The 20632-nt window shown below is 52.8% G+C and carries 22 protein-coding genes; 21 read left to right on the forward strand and 1 reads right to left on the reverse strand.

What is annotated here, in order from left to right:
• Positions 1 to 124: 124 nt before the first annotated feature.
• The 14 genes from yceD (at position 125) to ptsG (ending at position 12573) form a co-directional block, all read left to right on the forward strand.
• Positions 125 to 646, forward strand: coding sequence for a 23S rRNA accumulation protein YceD (yceD, locus tag ACKI5T_RS07330; RefSeq protein WP_012016999.1), 522 nt, complete (start codon positions 125 to 127; stop codon positions 644 to 646).
• Positions 647 to 662: 16 nt separating this feature from the next.
• Positions 663 to 836 (forward strand): 50S ribosomal protein L32, encoded by a 174-nt coding sequence (gene rpmF / locus ACKI5T_RS07335; protein WP_012017000.1) that lies wholly within the window; start codon positions 663 to 665, stop codon positions 834 to 836.
• 79 nt (positions 837 to 915) lie between these two features.
• Positions 916 to 1950 carry a phosphate acyltransferase PlsX gene (gene plsX / locus ACKI5T_RS07340; RefSeq protein ID WP_174342093.1) on the forward strand — a complete coding sequence of 345 codons (1035 nt, stop codon included), beginning with the start codon at positions 916 to 918 and terminating at the stop codon, positions 1948 to 1950.
• A gap of 6 nt (positions 1951 to 1956) precedes the next feature.
• Positions 1957 to 2910, forward strand: coding sequence for a beta-ketoacyl-ACP synthase III (locus ACKI5T_RS07345; RefSeq protein WP_407436695.1), 954 nt, complete (start codon positions 1957 to 1959; stop codon positions 2908 to 2910).
• 13 nt (positions 2911 to 2923) lie between these two features.
• A complete protein-coding gene (fabD, locus tag ACKI5T_RS07350; RefSeq protein ID WP_407436697.1) occupies positions 2924 to 3853 on the forward strand; it encodes an ACP S-malonyltransferase in 930 nt (309 codons plus the stop codon).
• A gap of 12 nt (positions 3854 to 3865) precedes the next feature.
• Positions 3866 to 4600: a 3-oxoacyl-ACP reductase FabG gene (gene fabG / locus ACKI5T_RS07355; RefSeq protein ID WP_012017004.1), complete on the forward strand. Its 735-nt coding sequence runs from the start codon at positions 3866 to 3868 to the stop codon at positions 4598 to 4600.
• A gap of 277 nt (positions 4601 to 4877) precedes the next feature.
• Positions 4878 to 5114, forward strand: a complete 237-nt coding sequence (gene acpP, locus ACKI5T_RS07360; RefSeq protein WP_003857954.1) for an acyl carrier protein — start codon at positions 4878 to 4880, stop codon at positions 5112 to 5114.
• Between the two features lie 91 nt (positions 5115 to 5205).
• A complete protein-coding gene (fabF, locus tag ACKI5T_RS07365) occupies positions 5206 to 6447 on the forward strand; it encodes a beta-ketoacyl-ACP synthase II (protein ID WP_012017005.1) in 1242 nt (413 codons plus the stop codon).
• A gap of 123 nt (positions 6448 to 6570) precedes the next feature.
• Complete coding sequence (gene pabC / locus ACKI5T_RS07370) at positions 6571 to 7386, forward strand: aminodeoxychorismate lyase (protein WP_407436700.1); 816 nt, start codon at positions 6571 to 6573, stop codon at positions 7384 to 7386.
• Positions 7383 to 8405 (forward strand): cell division protein YceG, encoded by a 1023-nt coding sequence (yceG, locus tag ACKI5T_RS07375; protein ID WP_407436702.1) that lies wholly within the window; start codon positions 7383 to 7385, stop codon positions 8403 to 8405. Before pabC ends, yceG begins: the two co-directional genes overlap by 4 nt.
• Complete coding sequence (gene tmk / locus ACKI5T_RS07380) at positions 8395 to 9036, forward strand: dTMP kinase (protein ID WP_012017008.1); 642 nt, start codon at positions 8395 to 8397, stop codon at positions 9034 to 9036. Before yceG ends, tmk begins: the two co-directional genes overlap by 11 nt.
• Positions 9033 to 10037, forward strand: coding sequence for a DNA polymerase III subunit delta' (gene holB, locus ACKI5T_RS07385; protein WP_407436704.1), 1005 nt, complete (start codon positions 9033 to 9035; stop codon positions 10035 to 10037). The genes tmk and holB overlap by 4 nt, the downstream gene beginning before the upstream one ends.
• A 10-nt stretch (positions 10038 to 10047) precedes the next feature.
• Positions 10048 to 10842: a metal-dependent hydrolase gene (locus ACKI5T_RS07390; RefSeq protein WP_407436706.1), complete on the forward strand. Its 795-nt coding sequence runs from the start codon at positions 10048 to 10050 to the stop codon at positions 10840 to 10842.
• Positions 10843 to 11139: 297 nt separating this feature from the next.
• A complete protein-coding gene (gene ptsG, locus ACKI5T_RS07395; protein ID WP_407436708.1) occupies positions 11140 to 12573 on the forward strand; it encodes a PTS glucose transporter subunit IIBC in 1434 nt (477 codons plus the stop codon).
• Positions 12574 to 12672: 99 nt separating this feature from the next.
• On the opposite strand, the gene fhuE is transcribed toward ptsG, so the two are convergent.
• On the reverse strand, positions 12673 to 14859 hold the full coding sequence (gene fhuE, locus ACKI5T_RS07400) for a ferric-rhodotorulic acid/ferric-coprogen receptor FhuE (RefSeq protein WP_407436794.1): 2187 nt from the start codon (positions 14857 to 14859) through the stop codon (positions 12673 to 12675).
• Positions 14860 to 15212: 353 nt separating this feature from the next.
• Here fhuE and hinT point away from each other — a divergent pair, with 353 nt between their 5' ends.
• From hinT to ACKI5T_RS07435, 7 genes are all read left to right on the forward strand, one after another.
• On the forward strand, positions 15213 to 15572 hold the full coding sequence (gene hinT / locus ACKI5T_RS07405; RefSeq protein ID WP_133630532.1) for a purine nucleoside phosphoramidase: 360 nt from the start codon (positions 15213 to 15215) through the stop codon (positions 15570 to 15572).
• Position 15573: 1 nt separating this feature from the next.
• Complete coding sequence (locus ACKI5T_RS07410) at positions 15574 to 15948, forward strand: YcfL family protein (RefSeq protein ID WP_407436710.1); 375 nt, start codon at positions 15574 to 15576, stop codon at positions 15946 to 15948.
• 13 nt (positions 15949 to 15961) lie between these two features.
• Positions 15962 to 16609, forward strand: a complete 648-nt coding sequence (lpoB, locus tag ACKI5T_RS07415) for a penicillin-binding protein activator LpoB (protein ID WP_407436795.1) — start codon at positions 15962 to 15964, stop codon at positions 16607 to 16609.
• Positions 16590 to 17414: a thiamine kinase gene (thiK, locus tag ACKI5T_RS07420; protein ID WP_407436712.1), complete on the forward strand. Its 825-nt coding sequence runs from the start codon at positions 16590 to 16592 to the stop codon at positions 17412 to 17414. The genes lpoB and thiK overlap by 20 nt, the downstream gene beginning before the upstream one ends.
• Before the next feature lie 11 nt (positions 17415 to 17425).
• On the forward strand, positions 17426 to 18451 hold the full coding sequence (gene nagZ, locus ACKI5T_RS07425; protein WP_407436714.1) for a beta-N-acetylhexosaminidase: 1026 nt from the start codon (positions 17426 to 17428) through the stop codon (positions 18449 to 18451).
• Positions 18452 to 18484: 33 nt separating this feature from the next.
• On the forward strand, positions 18485 to 19027 hold the full coding sequence (gene ycfP / locus ACKI5T_RS07430) for an alpha/beta hydrolase YcfP (protein ID WP_012017018.1): 543 nt from the start codon (positions 18485 to 18487) through the stop codon (positions 19025 to 19027).
• A gap of 235 nt (positions 19028 to 19262) precedes the next feature.
• Complete coding sequence (locus ACKI5T_RS07435) at positions 19263 to 20567, forward strand: NAD(P)/FAD-dependent oxidoreductase (protein WP_407436716.1); 1305 nt, start codon at positions 19263 to 19265, stop codon at positions 20565 to 20567.
• Positions 20568 to 20632: the final 65 nt, after the last annotated feature.

A 20632-nucleotide genomic window follows, 5' to 3' on the forward strand; every position in this document is an offset into this window, starting at 1 on the left:
ATAGCGTATCGATGCCAGCCATTTTAAACTACAGGCCGCAATGTGTGCGAATAATTGGCAAAAGGCAGCTGTGGTTGCCTTTTTCTTTGACTCTATGACGTTACAAAGTTAATATGCGCGCCCTATGCAAAAGGTAAAATTACCCCTGACTCTTGATCCGGTTCGTACGGCTCAAAAACGCCTCGATTACCAAGGTATTTATACCCCCGATCAGGCTGAGCGTATCGCCGAATCTGTGGTCAGTGTGGATACTGATGTAGAATGCTCCATGTCGTTCGATATCGATAACCAGCGCCTTGCCGTTTTAACCGGTGATGCAAAGGTAACGGTAACGCTCGAATGTCAGCGTTGCGGGAAACCGTTTATACGTCATGTTCACACAACGTATTGTTTCAGTCCGGTTCGTTCAGACGAACAGGCTGGAGCACTCCCGGAAGCGTATGAGCCGATTGAGGTTAACGAATTCGGTGAAATCGATCTGCTTGCATTGGTTGAAGATGAAATCATCCTCGCCTTGCCAGTAGTTCCGGTGCATGATTCTGAACACTGTGAAGTGTCCGAGGCGGACATGGTCTTTGGTGAATTGCCTGATGAAGCGCAAAAACCAAACCCATTTGCCGTATTAGCCAGTTTAAAGCGTAAGTAATTAAGGAGTAAGGTCCATGGCCGTACAACAGAATAAACCAACCCGTTCCAAACGTGGCATGCGTCGTTCCCATGACGCGCTGACTGCAGTTACCAGCCTGTCTGTAGACCAGACTTCTGGTGAGAAACACCTGCGTCACCACATCACTGCTGACGGTTTCTACCGCGGCCGCAAGGTTATCACTAAGTAATCACGCGCAAGCGTGATGAAGCTTAGTGAGGATTTCCCCAGGAAACTGGGGAAACGCCAAACCGGGCAGCGATGATACCTTGACACGTCTAACCCTGGCGTTAGATGTCATGGGAGGAGATTTTGGGCCTTCCGTGACAGTGCCTGCAGCATTGCAGGCACTGAACTCTAATTCGCAACTCACACTTCTTTTAGTCGGTAATCCCGACACAATCACGCCATTACTTGCAAAAGCTGACTTTGAACAACGTTCACGTCTGCAGATTATTCCTGCGCAGTCAGTTATTGCCAGTGATGCTCGGCCATCGCATGCGATCCGCAACAGCCGCGGAACGTCAATGCGAATTGCGCTGGAGCTAGTAAAAGAAGGGCGGGCAGAAGCCTGCGTTAGCGCGGGTAACACCGGTGCGCTAATGGGGCTGGCGAAATTAATGCTCAAACCCATTCAGGGGATTGAGCGTCCGGCGTTGGTGACGGTATTGCCGCACCAGCAAAAGGGCAAAACGGTGGTGCTCGATCTGGGTGCCAACGTCGATTGTGATAGTACAATGCTGGCCCAGTTTGCCATCATGGGGTCGGTATTAGCGGAAGAAGTTGTGGGGATTTCGAATCCCCGAGTCGCGTTGCTGAACATCGGTGAAGAAGAAACAAAAGGTCTGGATAGCATTCGTGAAGCCGCAGAATTGCTAAAATCCGCGCCGTCGATTAACTATATTGGCTATCTTGAAGCTAATGAATTATTGACGGGTAAGACCGATGTTCTGGTGTGTGATGGGTTCACCGGCAACGTGACGTTAAAAACGATGGAAGGGGTCGTGAGAATGTTCCTTTCCCTGCTTAAATCGCAGGGGGATGGGAAAAAAACGGCCTGGTGGCTGATTTTATTGAAGCGTTGGTTACAAAAGAGCCTGACGCGGCGATTCAGTCACCTCAACCCCGACCAGTATAATGGCGCCTGTCTGTTAGGATTGCGCGGCACGGTGATTAAGAGTCATGGTGCGGCCAATCAGCGAGCGTTTACCGTCGCCATTGAACAGGCAGTGCAGGCGGTGCAGCGACAAGTCCCACAGCGGATTGCCGCTCGCCTGGAATCTGTATTAGCAAAAAGTGACTGAGCGTACATGTATACGAAGATTTTAGGTACCGGCAGTTTTCTGCCCAAACAAGTGCGAACTAACGCCGATCTGGAAAAAATGGTCGATACCTCTGACGAGTGGATTGTCACACGTACAGGTATCCGTGAACGTCGTATCGCCGCGCCTGATGAAACAGTTTCCACCATGGGCTATGAAGCTGGCCTTCGTGCGCTGGAAATGGCCGGCGTGGATAAAGAAGAGATCGGGTTGATCGTTGTCGCGACCACCTCTTCGACTCACGCTTTCCCGAGCGCAGCGTGCCAGATTCAGGGCATGATGGGCATCAAGGGCTGCCCTGCGTTTGACGTGGCTGCCGCGTGTGCTGGCTTCACTTATGCGCTCAGTATTGCCGATCAATATGTGAAATCGGGCGCAGTAAAATATGCGTTAGTGATTGGCGCAGATGTGCTGGCGCGGACCTGCAACCCAGAAGATCGCGGCACGATTATTATTTTTGGCGATGGCGCGGGCGCGGTCCTGCTGGGTCAGTCAGAAGAGCAGGGCATTGTCTCGACGCATTTACATGCTGACGGAAGCTATGGTGAGCTGTTGACGCTACCAAACGCGGATCGTGTTAACCCGGACAATTCGATCTTCCTGACGATGGCAGGAAATGAAGTGTTTAAGGTTGCCGTGACTGAACTGGCTCACATTGTTGATGAAACGCTGGCGGCGAATAATCTTGAACGTTCCTCGCTCGACTGGCTGGTTCCGCATCAGGCTAACCTGCGTATTATCAGTGCCACGGCGAAGAAGCTGGGCATGTCGATGGATAATGTTGTTGTGACGCTCGATCGCCACGGCAATACCTCTGCGGCGTCCGTACCTTGCGCATTTGACGAAGCGGTACGTGATGGACGAATTAAACGAGGCCAACTGGTCTTGCTTGAAGCTTTTGGTGGTGGTTTCACCTGGGGCTCAGCGCTGGTTCGTTTCTAATTAAGGATTAAAAATGACGCAATTTGCTTTTGTGTTCCCGGGCCAAGGTTCTCAGTCGGTTGGGATGTTGTCTGATTTAGCGGCAAACAACCCTGTTATCGAAAAGACTTTCCGTGAAGCTTCTGATGCTCTGGGTTATGATCTTTGGGCGTTGACTCAGCAAGGGCCAGCAGAAGAGCTGAATAAGACCTGGCAAACACAGCCTGCGTTACTGACCGCGTCAGTGGCGTTATGGCGTGTATGGCAGCAGCAGGGCGGTAAAACCCCAGCGCTGTTAGCGGGTCATAGCCTGGGCGAATACTCCGCGCTGGTTTGTGCAGGTGTCATTGCGTTTGCTGATGCCGTACGTCTGGTCGAAATGCGTGGCAAATTCATGCAGGAAGCGGTGCCGGAAGGCACAGGCGCAATGTCAGCGATTATCGGTCTGGATGATGCTTCTATTGCTAAAGCGTGTGAAGAATCAGCAGAAGGTCAGGTTGTTTCACCGGTGAACTTTAACTCGCCGGGCCAGGTTGTTATCGCCGGGAATAAAGAAGCTGTTGAGCGCGCCGGCGCCGCCTGTAAAGCTGCGGGTGCGAAGCGTGCGTTGCCACTGCCTGTCAGCGTTCCGTCTCATTGCGCGTTGATGAAACCTGCTGCTGTTAAGCTGGCGGCAGAACTCGAAAAAATGACGTTTAACGCACCTACTGTACCTGTCGTGAACAATGTAGATGTGAAATGCGAAACGGCACCCGAAGCGATTCGCGATGCGCTTGTTCGCCAGCTTTATAGCCCAGTGCAGTGGACCAAAACTGTTGAGTTTATGGCCTCACAGGGCGTTGAGCATCTCTTTGAAGCTGGTCCAGGCAAAGTCCTGACCGGTCTGACAAAACGTATTGTTGATACAATGACTGCATCGGCTATTAACGAGCCGGACGCGCTGTCAGCGGCACTCTCGCAATAAAAGAGGAACACCATGAGTTTTGAAGGAAAAATCGCGCTGGTAACGGGCGCAAGCCGCGGTATCGGACGTGCCATCGCTGAAACACTTGTCGCGCGTGGCGCGAAAGTCATTGGTACAGCCACCAGTGAAAATGGCGCCCAAGCCATCAGCGAATACTTAGGTGCAAATGGTAAAGGTCTGGTACTGAATGTGACCGATCCTGCATCTATCGAATCTGTTCTGGGAAATATTCGCGCAGAGTTTGGCGAAGTTGATATTCTGGTAAATAATGCCGGTATCACTCGTGACAACCTCCTGATGCGAATGAAAGATGATGAGTGGGACGATATTATCGAAACCAACCTGTCATCAGTATTCCGTCTGTCAAAAGCGGTAATGCGCGCTATGATGAAAAAGCGTTATGGTCGCATTATCACTATTGGTTCTGTGGTCGGTACCATGGGAAATGCTGGTCAGGCCAACTACGCTGCGGCGAAAGCGGGTCTTATTGGTTTCAGTAAGTCGTTGGCGCGCGAAATTGCGTCTCGCGGCATTACTGTTAACGTTGTTGCTCCGGGCTTTATTGAAACGGACATGACGCGTGCGCTGACTGATGATCAGCGTGCGGGTACGCTGGCGGCAGTTCCTGCGGGGCGTTTAGGCTCCCCAAATGAAATCGCCAGTGCGGTGGCATTTTTAGCCTCTGACGAAGCGGGTTACATCACTGGTGAAACCCTCCACGTCAACGGCGGGATGTACATGGTTTAACCACGAGCTACACAAAATCGTTCAGGTTGGATCAAGGCGGCAAGGCCGATAGGACCAAGTGCATAGATTACTATGTAACCGGGATCAGAGGGCGCTACCAACAAAGAGGCGACCTGAATGAAGAAGTGTAGAAAAAAATTTGCGTTATTAGGGTGAAAGGCCGCAAAATAACGTAAAATCGTGGTAAGACCTGCCGGGATTTAGTTGCAAATTTTTCAACATTTTATACACTACGAAAACCATCGCGAAAGCGAGTTTTGATAGGAAATTTAAGAGTATGAGCACTATCGAAGAACGCGTTAAGAAAATTATCGGCGAGCAGCTGGGCGTTAAGCAGGAAGAAGTTGTGAACTCCGCTTCCTTTGTTGAAGACCTGGGCGCAGATTCTCTTGACACCGTTGAGCTGGTAATGGCTCTGGAAGAAGAGTTTGATACTGAGATTCCGGACGAAGAAGCTGAGAAAATCACCACCGTTCAGGCTGCCATTGATTATATCAACGGTCACCAGGCGTAAGTGAACATCTCCAGGCGGTCATTCGACCGCCTGAGTTTTATCTTTTTCATTCCCACCAATCTCTTTTTTTATCCCTCCCTGGAGGACATACGTGTCTAAGCGTCGTGTAGTTGTGACCGGACTTGGCATGTTGTCTCCTGTCGGCAATACCGTAGAGTCCACCTGGAAAGCTCTCCTTGCCGGTCAGAGCGGCATCAGCCTAATCGACCATTTCGATACTAGCGCCTACGCAACGAAATTTGCTGGCTTAGTAAAGGATTTTAACTGTGAAGAATTTATCTCGCGCAAAGAACAGCGCAAGATGGATGCCTTCATTCAATATGGAATTGTCGCTGGCGTTCAGGCCATGCAGGATTCTGGCCTTGAAATAACGGAAGAGAACGCTACCCGTATTGGTGCCGCTATTGGCTCCGGGATTGGCGGTCTTGGCCTGATCGAGGAAAACCATACCTCTTTGGTCAATGGTGGCCCACGTAAGATCAGTCCATTCTTCGTTCCGTCCACGATTGTTAACATGGTGGCTGGTCACCTGACCATCATGTTTGGCCTGCGTGGCCCAAGCATTTCTATCGCAACTGCCTGTACTTCTGGTGTGCATAACATCGGTCAGGCTGCGCGTATCATTGCTTACGGTGATGCCGACGCAATGGTTGCGGGTGGCGCTGAGAAAGCGAGTACCCCGCTGGGGGTGGGTGGTTTCGGTGCAGCGCGTGCGCTGTCTACCCGTAACGATAATCCTCAGGCGGCAAGTCGTCCATGGGACAAAGACCGTGATGGTTTTGTTCTGGGTGACGGTGCTGGCATGATCGTACTCGAAGAGTATGAACACGCGAAAAAGCGCGGCGCGAAAATTTATGCTGAGATCATTGGCTTCGGCATGAGCAGTGATGCTTATCACATGACCTCACCACCGGAAGATGGTGCTGGTGCTGCCCTGGCGATGGTTAATGCTATTCGCGATGCCGGTATCGAACCGGGCCAGATTGGCTATGTGAACGCTCACGGCACCTCGACACCTGCTGGCGATAAAGCCGAAACGCAGGCAGTTAAATCAGTCTTTGGTGAGGCAGCAAGCCGTATTATGGTGAGCTCAACCAAATCCATGACCGGTCACCTGTTGGGCGCTGCGGGTGCGGTAGAGTCAATCTACTCCATCCTGGCATTGCGCGATCAGGCTGTTCCGCCAACCATTAACCTGGATAATCCAGATGAAGGTTGCGACCTGGATTTCGTACCGCACGAAGCACGTCAGGTTACTGGCCTGGAGTATACGCTGTGTAACTCCTTCGGATTCGGCGGCACGAATGGCTCTCTGATCTTTAAAAAGATCTGAAGCCCGCTTCCCGATTGCGTTAAATGAAAAGGTCCGCTTGTCGGGCCTTTTTTATTCCGTTTTTTCCCCTTGTTCTGCATTATTCGTCCTGCCAAACTATTTAGTCATGCAAAAGGAGCGACCATGTTCTTCATTAATGGCCACAAGCAGGATTATCTTCCCGCAAACGACAGGGCGATCCAGTTTGGCGATGGCTGTTTTACGACAGCGCGCATTGTCAGCGGTGAGGTTTGTTTTCTTGCCGCGCATCTCCAGCGTTTGCAGAGCGCATGCGAAAAACTGCTGATCCCTTTCGAACAGTGGGCCGAACTCCAGCACGAAATGCGTGAAATGGCCCTCGGAAATGAGCAGGGTGTTCTGAAAGTGATCATTAGCCGCGGCAGCGGGGGACGTGGATACAGCGGGGCCTGCTGTCATCAGCCGACGCGTATTCTCTCAGTTTTTGATTATCCCGCACATTATGACGCCTGGCGCCGGGAAGGCATCACCTTAGCATTGAGTCCTGTGCGACTCGGTCGTAATCCCATGCTGGCGGGAATCAAGCATCTCAATCGGCTTGAACAGGTCTTAATCCGTACTCATCTTGAACAGTCAGCGGCAGATGAAGCTCTGGTTCTTGACAGTGAAGGGGTCATTACGGAATGCTGTGCGGCCAATTTACTCTGGCGCCAAGGGAATGAGGTGCTGACGCCGAAGGTCGATCAGGCCGGCGTCAATGGCATCATGCGGCAGTATTGTATGCAGCAGCTGGCACATGCTGGCTTTCGCGTTGTCGAAATTAACGCAGGCGTAGAAGCACTTTTGGTCGCCGACGAGGTGGTCATTTGCAATGCCTTGATGCCGGTCGTACCCGTCCGTGTTTACGGTGAACGCTGCTGGTCGTCGCGTGAGTTGTACTCATTCTTAGCCCCACTGTGTGAGCAAGTGAAATCGTCATGAAAAAAATGTTGCGCTTTGTCCTCCTGCTTATCGTTGTGCTGGGTATCGCAGGCGGGGTAGGGATGTGGAAGGTTCGTCAGATGGCGGACAGCAAACTCCTGATTAAAGAAGAGACGGTTTTCACGTTGAAAGCGGGAACCGGGCGTTTGGCGCTGGGTGAACAACTTTACAGCGACAAAGTGATTAACCGCCCGCGCGTATTCCAGTGGCTGCTGCGTATTGAGCCGGAGCTGTCTCACTTCAAGGCCGGGACCTATCGCTTCACGCCGGGTATGACGGTAAGGGACATGCTGGAACTGCTGGAGAGTGGAAAAGAGGCGCAATTCCCGCTGCGATTCGTCGAGGGTATGCGTCTAAGTGACTACCTGAAACAGCTCCGCGACGCGCCCTATATCAGCCATACGCTGAAAGATGACAGCTACGCAACGGTTGCAGACGTCCTCAAACTGGAACATCCGGAATGGGTTGAAGGCTGGTTCTGGCCCGACACCTGGATGTATACCGCTGGAACAACCGATGTGGCTATTCTGAAACGTGCGCACGTCAAAATGGTGACGGCCGTTGATAAAGCCTGGGAAGGGCGAGCGGAAGGGTTGCCTTATCAGGACAAAAATCAGTTTGTGACCATGGCGTCAATCGTTGAAAAAGAGACCGCTGTCGCGCGTGAACGCGATCAGGTTGCGTCGGTGTTTATCAATCGTCTGCGCATCGGCATGCGTCTGCAAACCGACCCGACGGTGATTTATGGTATGGGCGAAGACTATAAGGGCAAGATCTCGCGTAAGGATCTGGAGACGCCAACCGCGTATAATACTTACGTGATTAGCGGCTTACCGCCTGGACCGATTGCCACGCCGAGCCAGGCATCTCTTGATGCAGCGGCGCACCCGGCAAAAACACCGTATCTCTACTTTGTGGCCGATGGAAAAGGTGGGCACACCTTTAACACCAACCTGGTGAGTCACAATCGCTCGGTTCAGGACTATCTGAAAGCACTTAAGGAAAAAAATGCGCAGTAATTACATCGTCATTGAGGGGCTGGAAGGCGCCGGGAAAACCACCGCACGTAATGTGGTGGTGGACACACTAAAAGAACTCGGCATCGAGCAGATGGTTTTCACCCGTGAACCGGGTGGTACTCAACTGGCCGAGAAGCTCAGAAGTCTGGTGCTGGACATCAAATCCGTTGGCGACGAAGTGATCGATGTGAAAGCCGAAGTGCTGATGTTTTACGCTGCGCGCGTACAGCTGGTTGAAACGGTGATTAAACCCGCACTGGCGGAAGGCCAGTGGGTGATCGGGGATCGTCATGATTTATCCACGCAGGCTTATCAGGGCGGTGGACGGGGCATTGATCAACAGATGCTGGCGACACTGCGTAACGCCGTGCTGGGTGATTTCCGCCCAAACCTGACGCTTTATCTGGATGTGACCCCTGAAGTGGGTCTGAAGCGCGCCCGTGCTCGCGGTGAGCTGGATCGTATCGAACAGGAGTCTTTGGACTTCTTTAATCGCACCCGTGCGCGCTATTTAGAATTGGCAGCTCAGGATGACTCGATTCGTACGATTGATGCCACGCAGTCTCTTGAGGGGGTCACGCGCTCTATTCGTGAAACCATCACCGCATGGTTACAGGAGCAACAGGCATGAAATGGTATCCATGGTTGCGTCCGCACTTTGATCAGCTGATAAGCAGCTATCAGGCCGGTCGGGGGCATCATGCGCTACTGATTCAGGCGTTACCGGGTATGGGTGACGACGCCCTCATTTATGCGCTGACGCGTTTTTTAATGTGTCAGAAGCCAGAAGGGCATAAAAGCTGTGGAAAGTGCCGTGGCTGCCAGTTGATGCAGGCAGGCACGCATCCAGATTACTACACCCTGGAACCTGAAAAGGGTAAGAGTTCGCTGGGTATTGATGCCGTGCGTGAAGTCAGCGAGAAACTTTACGAGCACGCCAGGCTGAGCGGTGCGAAAGTCGTCTGGCTCAAAGATGCGGCTTTGCTGACCGAGGCGGCCGCAAACGCGTTGTTAAAAACGCTGGAAGAGCCGCCCGAAAAAACCTGGTTCTTTATGTCATGCCGCGAACCCGGTCGATTGCTGGCAACGCTTCGCAGTCGTTGCCGCCTGCATCACCTTGCCGCCCCCTCAGAATCATGGGCATTGACCTGGCTTGAACGAGAAGTGACGGTGTCACAAGATGCCGCATTAACGGCACTAAGATTGAGCAGTGGCGCACCCGCCGCGGCGTTAGAGCTGCTGCAAAAAGAGAGCTGGGCCCAGCGTGAGCAACTCTGTAAAGCCTTCAGCCATGCGCTGGACACACGTGACTGGCTCAGTCTCGCCAGTACCCTTAATCACGATCAGGCCACGGCTCGATTGCACTGGCTGGCATCCTTGCTTCTGGACGCGCTAAAACTCCAGCAAAGCGCCTCACTTCTGAACAACGCCGATGTCTGGCCGCTGGTGAACACGCTGGCGAATCAACATCCTGGTGCGAAATTGCGCGCCATTCTTCATGACATTTGCGCGTGTCGCGAACAGCTGTTGACGGTCACTGGGCTCAATCGTGAACTGATGCTCACCGATCTGTTACTGCGTATCGAACGTTACTTACAACCCGGCGCGCTGCTGCCTGCTTCCCATCTCTGAGAGAGACATTATGTTTTTAGTCGACTCACACTGCCATCTTGATGGCCTGGATTATCAATCGCTGCATAAAAACGTGGATGACGTGCTGGAAAAAGCCGCCGCTCGCGATGTGAAATTTTGTCTGGCGGTCGCCACCACGTTACCAGGATACCGCTCTATGCGCGATCTGGTCGGCGAGCGCGATAATGTTGTTTTCTCCTGCGGCGTGCATCCGTTGAATCAGGATGAAGAGTACGACGTAGAAGACTTGCGTCGAATGGCCGCTGAAGAGGGCGTGGTGGCGATGGGTGAAACCGGGCTGGATTATTTTTACACGCCCGAAACTAAACCGCGTCAGCAAGAGTCGTTTCGCCATCACATCCGCATCGGACGCGAGCTGAACAAACCGGTTATCGTGCATACCCGCGATGCGCGGGCAGACACACTGGCCATCCTTCAGGAAGAAAAAGTGACGGATTGCGGTGGCGTACTACACTGTTTCACAGAAGACAGAGAAACGGCGGGTAAGCTGCTTGATTTAGGTTTTTATATCTCGTTTTCGGGGATCGTGACGTTCCGTAACGCAGAGCTTCTTCGTGATGCTGCGCGTTATGTGCCTCTCGACCGTATTCTGGTGGAAACAGACTCTCCATACCTGGCACCGGTGCCGCATCGCGGTAAAGAAAATCAGCCAGCCATGACGAGAGATGTGGCTGAGTATATGGCCGTACTGAAGGGGGTCAGCCTTGAAGAGCTGGCTAGCACCACCACGGACAACTTTGCCAGCCTGTTCCACATCGACTCCGCCCGCCTGCAATCTCGTTGAAACACCTGTTTTTTTTAGGCTCGTAATTAATAAACAAAGCGAGTAAAGTTCACCGCCTTATTTGGGGCGGTGACAGTGTTTTTTGACATATCTGGACATGCTTTTTGTAAATAACTGCAAGTTTTTCGATCGTCATAAGCTGAAACGTGATAGCCGTCAAACAAAGTCGCAGGGATTTATTTTACCCTGTGTAATAAATAAAGGGCGCTTAGATGTCCTGTCCACGGTGCGGTTCTCCCCCCGTGTCCATGCGTGAAAGCGTAAAAAAAAGCACAAATACTCAGGAGCACTCTCAATATGTTTAAGAATGCATTTGCTAACCTGCAAAAGGTCGGTAAATCGCTGATGCTGCCAGTATCCGTACTGCCTATCGCAGGTATCCTGCTGGGCGTCGGTTCTGCAAACTTCAGCTGGCTGCCAGCCGTAGTCTCTCACGTGATGGCCGAAGCAGGCGGTTCTGTTTTTGCTAACATGCCGCTGATCTTCGCGATCGGTGTCGCTCTGGGCTTCACCAATAACGACGGTGTATCCGCTCTGGCCTCCGTTGTGGCTTACGGCATTATGGTGAAAACCATGGCTGTGGTTGCGCCGCTGGTACTGCATTTACCTGCTGAAGAAATCGCAGCGAAACACCTGGCTGATACCGGTGTTCTCGGCGGTATCATCTCGGGTGCCATTGCAGCCTATATGTTCAACCGCTTCTATCGCATCAAGCTGCCAGAATATCTGGGCTTCTTCGCGGGCAAGCGTTTCGTACCAATCATTTCTGGTCTGGCAGCGATTTTCACCGGTGTGATCCTGTCCTTCATCTGGCCACCGATTGGTTCCGCGATCCAGACCTTCTCTCAGTGGGCTGCATACCAGAACCCGGTTGTCGCGTTCGGTATCTACGGTTTCGTTGAGCGCTGCCTGGTGCCGTTTGGTCTGCACCACATCTGGAACGTTCCTTTCCAGATGCAGATTGGTGAATACACCAACGCTGCAGGTCAGGTGTTCCATGGCGATATTCCACGTTACATGGCAGGTGACCCAACTGCAGGCAAACTGTCTGGCGGCTTCCTGTTTAAAATGTACGGTCTGCCGGCTGCTGCGATTGCTATCTGGCACTCTGCTAAACCAGAGAACCGTGCAAAAGTGGGCGGTATCATGATTTCCGCAGCGTTGACCTCGTTCCTGACCGGTATCACCGAGCCGATCGAGTTCTCCTTCATGTTCGTTGCGCCGATCCTGTACTTTATCCACGCGGTTCTGGCTGGCCTGGCGTTCCCAATCTGTATCCTGTTGGGTATGCGTGACGGTACCTCGTTCTCGCACGGTCTGATCGACTTCATCGTACTGTCTGGTAACAGCAGCAAGCTGTGGCTGTTCCCTATCGTGGGTGCGTGCTACGCGGTGGCGTACTACACCATCTTCCGTGTGCTGATCAAAGCACTGGACCTGAAAACTCCAGGTCGTGAAGATGCGTCTGATGACGTGAAAGCGACTGCGACCGGCGAAATGGCTCCAGCACTCGTTGCGGCATTTGGCGGTAAAGAAAACATCACTAACCTGGACGCGTGTATCACTCGTCTGCGTGTCAGTGTTGCTGATATCGCTAAAGTCGACCAGCCTGGCCTCAAGAAATTGGGCGCAGCGGGCGTAGTTGTTGCAGGTTCTGGTGTTCAGGCAATTTTCGGAACTAAATCCGATAACCTGAAAACCGAAATGGATGAGTACATCCGCAGCAACTAAGTGGTGATTTGGGGAGACTAAGGCAGCCGAATGGCTGCCTTTTTTATTGCCCGAAATAAAAAGGGAGCCCTTTGGCTCCCTTTGCATTCATTCGACAGATCAGAACTGATAGCTGGCTGTTACGCTAACGTTGCGTGGTTCGCCATACACAAGCGCACCTTCGACGTTGGTATCGTAGGTTTTATCGAACAGGTTATTCAAATTACCCTGAACGGACAGGTTTTTCGTGACCTGGTAGCGTGTAAACAAATCCACCAGCGCGTAGCTGCCTTGTTCTGCACGCCATGTGCCATAAGGGGTTGCAACATCGCTGTACACACTGTTCTGCCAGTTGACTCCACCGCCAACGGTCAATGCAGGCAGTGCTGGCAGACGGTAGCGGGTGAAAAGTTTAACCGTCGTGCGCGGCAGATTCGGGTTAACAGCGTTGCCATCGCTATCTTCTGCGACGTAACGCGTTGCACCAAAGGTCATCTGCCAGTTATCGGTCAGGGCTCCGTTGATTTCAAATTCCACACCTTTACTGACGGTCCCATCAACGCCTTCATAAGCCGTATCGGTTGAACCCTGAATCATGCGGCCAGTGCTTTGCGCCACGTTATCTTGTTCAATGCGAAACACGGACAGGGTGGTGGTCAGACGGCTGTTCATCCAGTCAGATTTCAAACCGACTTCATAGTTATTACCCGTGATAGGCGCGAGATATGTGCCCGAGCTGTCGCGGTAATTTTGTGGCTGGAAGATAGAGGTGTAGCTCGCGTAAGTCGACCAGTTATCGTCAATGTCGAAGACCAGACCGGCGTAAGGCGTGGTGTGATTTTTCTCCATGCCGTACGTCATGGTATCGACACGCCAGTTGGTGTAGCGAGCGCCCAGGATCAAGTGCAGCGGGTCTGCCAGAGAGATACGGGTCGCGGCATACAGCGACTTCATGTACGTTTTATCATCCTGGGCGAGATTCTGTGATCCCCAGTTTGTCTCCGGGAAATTACCGTCGTAATCATAGAAACTCCCCAGCTCATCAGGGAAAACGTTCGCCCATGAGTTGGTGTAACGGTTGGTCTGACGGCTGTAGCTGCCGCCGAACATCACGGTGTGCTGACGGCCTAACAGCTCGTAACCGCCATCTGCGAACAGATCCACAGCGTCAACTTTACGCTTGCCGCTGTTCCAGCCTGTACCGCCGACGTAAGCATAGTCAGGGCCGTAATTGACATAGGGACCCGCCAGCATACCGGTAGTTTTATCCACGTAGGCGTCGAGGTACATGGCTTTGCTGTCGAACTTCGCTTCGGTATGGGTCGCATTCAGCGTGGCTTGCCAGTTGTCTGCAAAGCGCTGCTTAACCGTCGCAAAGAATTTGTTGAACTCTTTATCGTTGTAAGCCCAGTCCGGTGCAGTGCTGTGCGCGCGATCGTAATGTCTGACGCTGCCATCGGTATTCCAGCGCGGCAAGCCGCCCCAGGTCTGGTTGTTGACGTCGATACGTTGATATTCATACCCTGCGGACAATGACGTAGTCTCGCCTAAATCAGCGTCAACAATTCCAGAGAAGAAGGTTTTCTTTTGATTATATCGGTCAAGCCAGGAGTCGTTGTCCTGGTAACCGGCCACGATACGCGCGCGAACATTGCCATCGTCGGTCAACGGGCTTTGCATATCCATGACATAGCGCTGTTTATTCCAGCTACCGTATTCTGCAGAAACGTTGCCTTTGAACTCACGGCTGGTGGCATGTTTACGCACCATGTTGATCGCCGCAGAAGGGTTTCCGGTTCCGGTCATCAACCCATTCGCACCGCGCACCACTTCGACGCGTTCAAAGAGCGCAGTATCAGAAAGGGCGTCGCCCAGGTTCCAGCGCGATTCAAAATAGGTGGGAATGCCATCAACCATGTAGTTATCAATCTGGAAACCACGCGAGTAATAGCTGCTACGGTCGGAGTCAGCGGTGCTTTTGCTGATGCCCATGGTGCTATCCATCACATCACCCAGCGTTTGTAACTGCTGATCTTCCATACGCTGTTCGCTAACGATGGTGACAGACTGAGGAATATCGCGCTGCACCATCTGCATTTTGGTGCCAACGGTGGTCGTTTTTACGCTGTAATCCTGCTCGTCATTTGCGGAGCCAGACTGAGCGCCGTCCACAATGACCGTATCTTCAGTGTTTGGTGCGGCGAAACTGGCGGTAGGCATCAATGCCATAGCAATGCAGGCTGCCAGCAACGTAGGTGTTGCGACAGGCTGACGTTGCCCATCCCTGGAGTGATTAATGAAAGACATCATCAAACCCTTTCTGAGTGAAGTGTGAATTTACTGCCCCAGTCCCGATAACGGTCGGAGGTCATTTCTATGTTAAAAATGCGCATGAAAATGCAAATGCGAAATATACGCATTAGAATTCACCATGTAAACAGATGTAACTAGTTCACTTGAAATTATGTTTCAGTCCTGCTGAAAGGCAGGAAAGGTCACTCGGCGAGCAGTAAATTCGCACTCAGGAAAGAAATCGAGGGATAAGGTTGAAAGGACAGGAGAAAGTCGCTCATACTCTTGTGTTGTGCCACAGAGCAACAGGTCGCCATAAGACTCTTGCCGGGGTTGCCACACCAGACTTAACACACAAGGAAAACGTCATGGCTGAAGAAACCATTTTCAGTAAAATTATCCGCCGCGAGATTCCGGCCGATATCGTGTATCAGGATGAACTGGTCACGGCTTTCCGCGACATTTCGCCACAGGCACCGACACACATCCTTATTATTCCCAATATTCTGATTCCGACCGTCAACGACGTGAAAACCGAGCACGAAGTGGCGTTAGGCCGTATGCTGACGGTAGCAGCGAAAATTGCTGAGCAGGAAGGCATTGCCGAAGACGGTTACCGTCTGATCATGAACTGTAATCGTCATGGCGGGCAGGAAGTTTATCATATTCACATGCATCTGCTGGGCGGTCGTCCGCTCGGATCGATGCTGGCGCATAAAGGTCTTTGACATGCAAAGAGGGCGTATTGCTGTTCTGGCAATGGCTATTGTGTTGGCGGGCTGTAGCTCGCGTCCCGCGATCCCGGTCAGCGATGAACAGACGCTGGTGATGGAGTCGTCGGTACTGGCTGCGGGAATCACCGCAGAATCTCCGTCGCTCACGCTCAGTGAAATCCAGCCGTCGGCGTCCTCCACGCTCTATAACGAAAGACGTGAGCCTGTCACCATCCACTACCGGTTTTTCTGGTATGACGTGAGAGGGCTGGAGATGCATCCGCTGGAAGCGCCGCGCACAGCCGTTATTCCGGCAAATTCCTCTGTTACACTTTATGGCAGCGCTAACTATCTGGGTGCGCATAAGGTCAGACTGTATCTTTATTTGTAAGGGGTAAACCTTGATTAAAAATTTGAGCCGTTACGCGCTCGTTACCGCTTTTGCACTCTTCCTGTCGGGCTGTATCACCCGCACAGAACAGCAGCCCGCGCCGGTCGATGAAGCCAAACCGGGCACTGAGCAGCCCGCGCAACCGACGCAGCCGGTGCCTACCGTGCCGTCCGTACCGACAGTGCCTGCGCAGCCCGGCCCGATCGAACATCCTGATCAAACCTCGCAGCCTGCGCCACGCGTACGTCATTATGACTGGAATGGCGCTATGCAGCCGATGGTCGGCAAAATGTTGCAGGCGCAGGGTGTAACGGCAGGCAGCGTCTTGCTGGTGGACAGCGTGAATAACCGTACCAACGGCACGTTCAACGCGGGCGAAGCGACCGAAACCTTGCGCAATGCGCTGGCGAATAACGGCAAATTTACGCTGGTGTCCGCGCAGCAGCTGGCCGTCGCGAAGCAGCAACTGGGCCTTTCACCACAGGACAGCCTGGGCTCGCGCAGCAAAGCGATGGGTATCGCACGCAACGTTGGGGCACAATATGTTCTATATTCCAACGCAACCGGCAACGTGAATACGCCAGCGCTGCAAATGCAGCTGATGCTGGTTCAAACAGGTGAGATTATCTGGTCAGGTAAAGGTGCCGTTTCGCAACAATAACGTCACGCGCGAAGACCTCATTTCGCGCTATTTCCCGCCGTATCGCCTTATCGCGCCGCAAACCCACGCCGGGTTTAGCGGCGCGAGCTGCATTATTGAGGCGGGCGAAAACCGTCTGGTTTTGCGGCAGCATCATGATGTGGCAGCACCCGCTTTTCAATTTCGTCGTCAATATCGTGCCCTGAAGCGGCTTCCCTCGGATGTCGTGCCGGAGCCATGCTTCTTCAAGCATGGCTGGATGGCCGTTGAGTATCTTGCGGGTGACATTAAATCAGCGCTTCCCGATGCGCCAACGCTCGCGGGCATGCTGTATCATCTGCATCGTCAACCGCGTCTGGGCTGGCGTATATCGCTTTTGCCGCTGCTCGATTATTACTGGCAGCAGGCGGCGCCTGGCAGGCATTCGCCGTTCTGGCTGGCAACGCTAAAGAAATTGCGTAAGTGCGGCGAACCGCAGCCGTTGCGGTTGGCGCCATTGCATATGGATGTTCACGCAGGAAATATCGTGCATACCCGAACGGGCGAAAGGCTGATTGACTGGGAGTATGCCGGTGACGGTGATGTGGCGCTGGAGCTGGCAGCGGTCTGGGCTCCCACGGTAGATGCCCGGCTGGCGCTGATTCGAGCCTATGCGCAAACAGCGAATATGCACGTCTCTGCGCTGGAGCAGCAGGTGAAACGCTGGCGGCCCTGGGTACTGATGCTAATGGCGGGCTGGTACGAACTTCGCTTTAGCCAGTCGGGCGACAAACCATTTATTGCGCTGGCAGATGATGCCTGGCGACAGTTACAAACTAAAGGATAAGAGAGGTTCGTGTGGGTCCAGTAATGTTGGATGTCGAAGGGTATGAACTGGATGCGGAAGAGCGCGAGATTCTGGCGCATCCGCTGGTGGGTGGCCTGATTCTGTTTACCCGCAACTATCACGATCCCGAGCAGTTGCGCGAGCTGGTCCGCCAAATCCGCGCGGCATCGCGCAATCACCTTGTGGTGGCGGTAGATCAGGAAGGCGGTCGCGTGCAGCGTTTTCGTGACGGATTTACCCGCTTGCCTGCCGCGCAATCATTCGCTGCGTTGATGGGAACAGAACAGGGAGGTAATCTGGCACAAGACGCGGGCTGGTTAATGGCGAGCGAAATGATCGCCATGGACATCGACATCAGCTTTGCGCCGGTGCTGGATGTGGGTCATATCAGCGCCGCGATTGGCGAGCGTTCATATCATGAAGATCCGAATATTGCTCTGGCGATGGCGACGCGCTTTATTGACGGCATGCATGATGCCGGGATGAAAACCACCGGTAAGCATTTCCCGGGGCACGGTGCGGTCACCGCGGATTCGCACAAAGAGACCCCGCGCGATCCGCGTCCGGAAGCGGAGATTCGCGCCAAAGATATGTCGGTGTTCCGCTCCCTGATTACCGATAACAAACTTGATGCCATCATGCCAGCGCATGTGATTTACAGTGATGTCGATCCGCGCCCGGCCAGCGGTTCATCGCACTGGCTGCAAACGGTGCTGCGCAAAGAGCTGGGTTTCAATGGCGTGATCTTCTCTGACGATTTGTCGATGGAAGGGGCGGCGATCATGGGTAGCTACGCGGAGCGCGGACAAGCGTCGCTGGATGCAGGTTGCGATATGATCCTCGTCTGCAATAATCGTAAAGGTGCGGTGAGCGTGTTAGATAACCTGTCGCCGATCAATGCTGAACGTGTTACACAATTGTATCATAAAGGTTCATTTAGCCGTCAGGAGCTGATGAGCAGCGCTCGCTGGAAAGCGGTAAACGCACAGCTCGAAGCACTCAATGAGCGCTGGCAGGCACACAAAGCGGGCCAATAACCATCCCGGAAGACGTAGTGTGGCGAGGAAACGATGATCATTTATTTGCACGGTTTTGACTCGAACAGTCCTGGTAACCATGAGAAAGTGCTGCAACTGCAGTTTATCGATCCGGACGTGCGGCTGATTAGCTACAGTACGCGCCATCCGAAACATGACATGCAGCATTTGCTCAAAGAAGTGGACAAGATGCTACAGCTCAACGTCGACGAACGCCCGCTGATTTGTGGCGTCGGTCTCGGCGGCTATTGGGCAGAACGCATCGGTTTTCTCTGCGATATTCGCCAGGTCGTCTTCAACCCGAATCTGTTCCCTGAAGAGAACATGGAAGGTAAAATCGACCGCCCTGAAGAGTATGCGGATATCGCCACAAAATGCGTCAGTAATTTCCGCGAGAAAAACCGCGATCGCTGCCTTGCGATCCTCTCCCGACAGGATGAGGCGTTAAACAGCCATCGCGCGGCGGAGTTTTTACACCATTATTATGAAATTGTGTGGGATGAAGAGCAGACCCACAAATTCAAAAACATCTCCCCGCATCTACAGCGCATCAAAGCCTTCAAGACTCTGGGTTAACCCTTTCTGACGGTTCTCTGGCCCGGCGGCGCAAGCTTGCCGGGCTTTGTCTTTGCTACAATTGTTCAAATTTAAACCGGCAAAACTTGATTCATATCAATTTTGGTATGACCAATGCGCCTTGCGTGTTATTCTCAATACCGACGAATGGTTTAATTGCTGTAACCTGTTGTTAAATAAGGGTTATTTTTATAACTTTTAATTAACAATTGGTTAATAATTTGAGGGGGTCACATTGACTACGCCATTGAAAAAGATAGTGATTGTAGGCGGCGGCGCAGGTGGGCTGGAGCTGGCAACACAACTCGGTAAAAAACTGGGTCGTGGTAAAAAAGCCAAAATTACGCTGGTCGATCGTAACCACAGCCACCTGTGGAAACCGCTGCTGCACGAAGTGGCAACCGGTTCACTGGATGAAGGTGTGGATGCCCTGAGCTATCTGGCGCACGCGCGTAATCATGATTTCCAGTTCCAGTTGGGCTCGGTGATGGACATCAACCGTGAGAGCAAAACCATCACGCTGGCGGAGTTACGCGACGAGAAAGGTGAACTGCTGGTGCCTGAGCGCAAACTGCCTTATGACACGCTGGTGATGGCGCTGGGCAGTACCTCTAATGACTTCAATACGCCGGGTGTGAAAGATCACTGCATCTTCCTGGACAACCCGCATCAGGCGCGCCGTTTCCACCAGGAAATGCTCAATCTGTTCCTGAAATACTCCAATAACCTTGGCGCGAATGGCAAAGTCAATATCGCCATTGTGGGCGGCGGGGCGACGGGCGTTGAACTGTCTGCTGAACTGCACAATGCGGTGAAACAGCTGCACAGCTATGGTTACAAAGGATTGACCAATGATGCGCTGAACGTCACGCTGGTCGAAGCTGGCGAACGTATTCTGCCTGCATTGCCACCGCGTATTTCAGGCGCTGCACACAGCGAGTTGACCAAAATGGGCGTGCGTGTTCTGACGCAAACCATGGTCACCAGTGCCGATGCTGGCGGTCTGCACACCAAAGATGGTGAATATATTCAAGCGGATCTGATGGTTTGGGCTGCGGGTATCAAAGCGCCTGACTTTATGAAAGAAATTGGTGGCCTGGAAACGAACCGCATCAATCAGCTCGTCGTTGAACCGACGCTGCAAACCACGCGCGATCCGAATATCTTTGCGATTGGTGACTGCGCCTCTTGTGCCCGCACTGAAGGTGGATTTGTACCGCCGCGTGCGCAGGCGGCTCACCAGATGGCAAGCCTGGCGCTGCATAACATCCTGGCGCAGACGAAGGGCAAAGCCATGAAGTCATACGTCTACAAAGACCATGGCTCGCTGGTTTCCCTGTCGAACTTCTCAACCGTGGGCAGCCTGATGGGTAACCTGATGCGCGGCTCCATGATGGTTGAAGGACGTATTGCGCGTTTCGTGTATATCTCGCTATACCGCATGCATCAGGTCGCGCTGCATGGTTATTTCAAAACCGGCTTGATGATGCTGGTGGGCAGCATTAACCGCGTGATTCGCCCCCGTCTTAAACTGCACTAATCTCACCCCCTTCGGTCCCACCGGAGGGGGTTTTTAGCATATCGTCCTGTCATATCCCCGTGAGA

Origin of the sequence: Lelliottia sp., from assembly GCF_045627565.1 — a bacterium.
Classification (GTDB): Bacteria; Pseudomonadota; Gammaproteobacteria; order Enterobacterales; family Enterobacteriaceae; genus Enterobacter.